This is a genomic window from Paraburkholderia bengalensis, from assembly GCF_037126505.1.
In the GTDB taxonomy this organism is placed as follows: domain Bacteria; phylum Pseudomonadota; class Gammaproteobacteria; order Burkholderiales; family Burkholderiaceae; genus Paraburkholderia; species Paraburkholderia bengalensis.
Window position 1 is genome coordinate 1 of the sequence record NZ_JACFYJ010000198.1, and the last position, 3,980, is coordinate 3,980.

The 3,980-nt window shown below is 54.5% G+C and carries 4 protein-coding genes and 1 pseudogene; 2 read left to right on the plus strand and 3 right to left on the minus strand.

Going from position 1 to position 3,980, the window contains the following annotated elements; all coding sequences use genetic code 11:
* Positions 1-137: pseudogene (locus H3V53_RS42380) on the plus strand (IS630 family transposase); the annotation flags it as partial.
* A gap of 200 nt (positions 138-337) precedes the next feature.
* Here the strand turns inward: H3V53_RS42380 and H3V53_RS42385 are convergent.
* Positions 338-1,660, minus strand: a complete 1,323-nt coding sequence (locus tag H3V53_RS42385) for an MFS transporter (RefSeq protein WP_336602926.1) — start codon at positions 1,658-1,660, stop codon at positions 338-340.
* A 359-nt stretch (positions 1,661-2,019) separates the two neighbouring features.
* On the opposite strand from H3V53_RS42385, the gene H3V53_RS42390 reads away from it, so the two are divergent.
* Positions 2,020-2,325 carry a hypothetical protein gene (locus H3V53_RS42390; protein WP_336602927.1) on the plus strand — a complete coding sequence of 102 codons (306 nt, stop codon included), beginning with the start codon at positions 2,020-2,022 and terminating at the stop codon, positions 2,323-2,325.
* On the opposite strand, the gene H3V53_RS42395 is transcribed toward H3V53_RS42390, so the two are convergent.
* Together H3V53_RS42395 and H3V53_RS42400 are read right to left on the minus strand one after the other, a co-directional pair.
* Positions 2,322-2,996, minus strand: coding sequence for an MFS transporter (locus H3V53_RS42395; protein ID WP_336602928.1), 675 nt, complete (start codon positions 2,994-2,996; stop codon positions 2,322-2,324). The genes H3V53_RS42390 and H3V53_RS42395 overlap by 4 nt on opposite strands.
* A 201-nt stretch (positions 2,997-3,197) precedes the next feature.
* Positions 3,198-3,419, minus strand: coding sequence for a hypothetical protein (locus tag H3V53_RS42400; RefSeq protein ID WP_336602929.1), 222 nt, complete (start codon positions 3,417-3,419; stop codon positions 3,198-3,200).
* Positions 3,420-3,980: the final 561 nt, after the last annotated feature.

The window sequence follows — 3,980 nt, forward strand, 5'->3', positions numbered from 1 at the left end:
GAGGCGTCTTCACCACCGTTAAGGATCTGGATCGCAAACTGATGCGCTATATCCGTGAGCACAACAAGAATCCGAAGCCGATCAAATGGAAGTACAACGATCCATCGCGGCGAATTCGCCCGGTGCCATTTCAATGACGCGATGGACTAGGATTGGTAGTCGGGGCTTCGTCCACAGGCCTATCGAGCCTGAATGCGTGAAATCAGCCGAGGCGATGAGTTAGCCTTTTTCTCCGCTGCTGCCACGCCTGGGGCCGTCACTACAGTCAACGACTTGGCAGGACTGGCGGTCGACGACTGCTCAACCTTATCGGCGCGCAGCAGAATTCCAGGCTATTTCAGAGTCGGGCGGGAACTGCATCTTGCGCTGTTTGAATACTGTGGCCTTCGATTCGTGCAACAAGCATGAGCGCACAGGCAAGCGTAATCAACACATGCATGATGCCAAGTGCAATCACTGACACGATTGTTCCTGTGGCATTCAGAAGATATTGACCCAGAATTGGTGTCGTTCCTGCGAACAGCGCTCCGCAAATCTGGTACGCAAGTGAAATTCCGGTATATCGGATCTGTACGGGGAAAGATTTGGCCAGGATGCCCGCCATCGATGCGTAATAGAGGGCCGCCGGAATTGAGGCAAGGGACATACCGATCATAGCGAGGGGAGTGGAACGGGTTGCAATCAAGGAGAACATCAGCGGCAAGGTCACGATCTCTGGAAGCAGCATATATAAAATAGCCTTCTTGAGATCGATCTTTGTGGCGAGAACGGCACCGAACGGCTGTACGATTAGCTGAACAATGATGGCAGCCGTGATGACACTCAAAAACTGGGTTCGGTCAAATCCGATCGATGTCACCGCCCACGAAAGGGCGAACGTCGTCTTGAAATATGTCACTGAGATCGCAATGACACACGCGCCAACGCCCATTGCTACCAGTGCTTTGTAGTCGCGCAATACCTCGGCAATGGGGAGTGTTGCAATTTTTTTGCTTTCCTTGATCGCCTGCATCGCGGGAGATTCTTCGACACTCAAGCGTACGAATATTCCCACACCGACCAGAAATGCGGAAAGTAGAAAGGGGATACGCCAGCCCCATGTCATGAACTGATGGTCAGGCAGCGTGGATACGGCAAGATACGCGAGCGTCGCCAGGAGGTTTCCTGCTGGAGATCCTTGTTGCGCGAAGGCGGAATAGAAGATTTCCTTCCCTTTTGGAGCATGTTCGGATGACAGGACGACTGCGCCGCCCCATTCGCCGCCGATCGCGATGCCTTGCAGCAGTCGCAATACGACCAACAGAACTGGCGCAGTAAACCCAACTTGTGCATAGGTAGGCAGTAGCCCCATCGCTGTCGTGCAGCACCCCATCAACATCAGAGTGATAATGAGTGTCTTCTTGCGGCCAACCCTATCTCCCAGATGGCCAAATACAATGCCACCAATCGGACGAGAGACAAAGCCGATCCAGAACGTTGCAAATGCAGCGAGCGTTCCCGCCAATGCAGAGGTACTCGGAAAAAATAGCTTTCCTAGCACAAGTGCTGCGGCTGTGCTGTACACGTAGAAGTCGTACCACTCGATCGTGGTGCCAACGAACGACGCAATGCCTGCCTTGCGAGCGTTTCGGAGTTGGGTCGAAGTAGTCTGTGTTTTCACTGGGGGTCTCCCTGCTATTGAGGAACAAAGTTCGACGTTTCCTGCTCAGGTGTGAGCATCAAGGGGGCAACCCTTGCCCAATGGACGGACCTGGCAACGGCCAGGCGCTCTAGAACCCGCGCGGATGTCCGAATTCCGTGCGTCGAGCCCGCCCATATGAGCTCGGACCGAAAGCGTTTGGAGGCCGTTTCAGTTCCCCCATATTCCGAGTCCGTAAAAAGGCAGTTGACTAGCCGCATTGTCAACTCGCGCGGAATCGCATCACATGGCCGCTCGGTCATCGCTCTAGGTCCGGTTGGAAGAGAGTCCTGCGTTATCGAAGTAGCGGCATTACGTAGTGGTCTGAGCGAGCTTTGGCGATGACCGATCGGCATCAGATTGCGAGCCATTTATCGCTGCATAGTCATTTCATGGGCATGACCACACCTGTTGATATGCCAGCGAGCACCACCGATGAGGCGACTATGCGTCGCCGTATATCGATGAAACAGGGCCATTTTGCCGCAATCTTGATGTGCCATTTGCGGCGGCGGCCGCCCGAAGGTCTGTTGATTGATAGAACCGACCAGGTGTCTCGCGGGTATTTCTATCTCGCGGTACTGATTTCCGAGCAGCGCTGCACCAGAAGCACAGGATCGGGTGACCCCGGGATTCGTTGGAGCTAGGGCGGTCCGGAAAACCCGGCGAGCGCCGCAGGGACAAATGTCGTACGAACTTCGGCGGGCAAGGAAATTCGTTGCATCCTTAACTTCGGATGTTCTGGAATGGACGCGGTCTCAGGCGCTCGAGAAACGTAAATAGCAGCAACAGCGACCAGGAGCAAATGCACTGCAAAGGGCAACCGCGTTGGCCAGGGAAACAAGTCTACTAAAACGCCACTCATGAAAGGCCCTAGTCCGAGACCGAGCAGATTGGATGCGGTAGCAGCAAGCGTTGCTTGGTGTCGGAATCTGTGCGGCGCCTGTTCAATTACAGCAACGGTGGCGGTACTCGTGAAGATTGCCGCTGAAATGCCAGACAGTATGCGGCCAAGCATTAGTGCAACCAAGCCGTTGGCCACCAGAAAGGTTATTGCTGAGGCCGCTGCTGCCACGAGTCCCCATTGCAGCATACGTCGGCGTCCCAGCTGATCCGACCAGTTTCCCGCGACTAACAATGCACCCAACGCTCCAGCGGCATAGCACGCAAAAATCACCGTGATGGCGGTGGGCCCGAAGGCGTAACGCTGCTCGTAAGATCTATAGATTGATGTTGGAAGTGTCGCACCGATCATGAAGGTCGCTGCGACCGAAAAGAACGGGATCGGGGAGTTTTGCACTTTTTGACCGGATTCCATTCATCTTCCTGTGCTTGCCATCAGTAGATAGGGATTGTGCGAAAAGACGGCAAGTTCGTCGACGAAGGGATCGCCGCAGAAAGTCATATCCAACACTGAGGCGATGTTTGCCGAAACTGAGGGCAATGGGGGCACGACGGAGAGGAGCGATTGATATCATTTTTCGACCGTCGTGCCGCCTTCATAGATCAGCCGATGAAACTAGCAATCGGCCTTACGCCAGTGTGCCGGATTGGGACGATCCTGGCGATGCCGCTCGCGGGCTACATGGACCGCATACCCTTGCGCACACGCCCATTTTTCAGCGTCCAGCTGCGTACGAAACGTCTGAACTTCTCTTTCGTTTACAATCACCACGTGATGCGTGACCCCGTGGGTTTGCTGATCCGACTTTGGTCGATATTCAACATAAGCATTGGTCATGGTTTTTCCGTCTGAAAATATTCAACTATTGATGGTGCTTCGTGGCTGGCGGAGGACGTCTTCGGGCGACGGTGCATGTCGGGCAACCAAGGCAAGCGTGAGATTACCGCCATGGCACAGATTTTCGCTCCATCAGATTAAATCCGCTCCAATGAGGATTATATCAGCAATCTTACGGTTCGAAGACTGGAAGGAATGAGGCCCCGCTCAGCAAGATTGTTACGCGACTAAGCGCCGGTAGCGGTTCATGGTGGCTGAGCAGCATTGCGATTCATCCGCATTTTTTCGTTTCTGGCGCGTGCGGGTTAGGTTACGGAGTGATCGATTGCCGTAGCGGGTTTTTGGAGCACGGTCGGCTGGGCCTTGATCACGGGCGTCACTGCGTATCGCACAACATATCGCAGACTGGGCCATGCAGCCGAGGTCGCCGCGCCGGTGAACAGGCTGCTTAAATTCGCCAACGTGAACTACCCCGGCCTGAAGGCCGGAGCTTCCCCTTGAAGCGCCATTTTCAATGGAGCCGTGTAAAACTCCGCTACCGGTGTAAGGGATTCAGTTAAA

Bases quoted from the DNA above. Each gene is read 5' to 3' on its own strand.
- H3V53_RS42390 (WP_336602927.1), top strand. From the start codon at position 2,020: ATGACCGATCGGCATCAGATTGCGAGCCATTTATCGCTGCATAGTCAT.
- H3V53_RS42395 (WP_336602928.1), bottom strand. From the start codon at position 2,996: ATGGAATCCGGTCAAAAAGTGCAAAACTCCCCGATCCCGTTCTTTTCG.
- H3V53_RS42400 (WP_336602929.1), bottom strand. From the start codon at position 3,419: ATGACCAATGCTTATGTTGAATATCGACCAAAGTCGGATCAGCAAACC.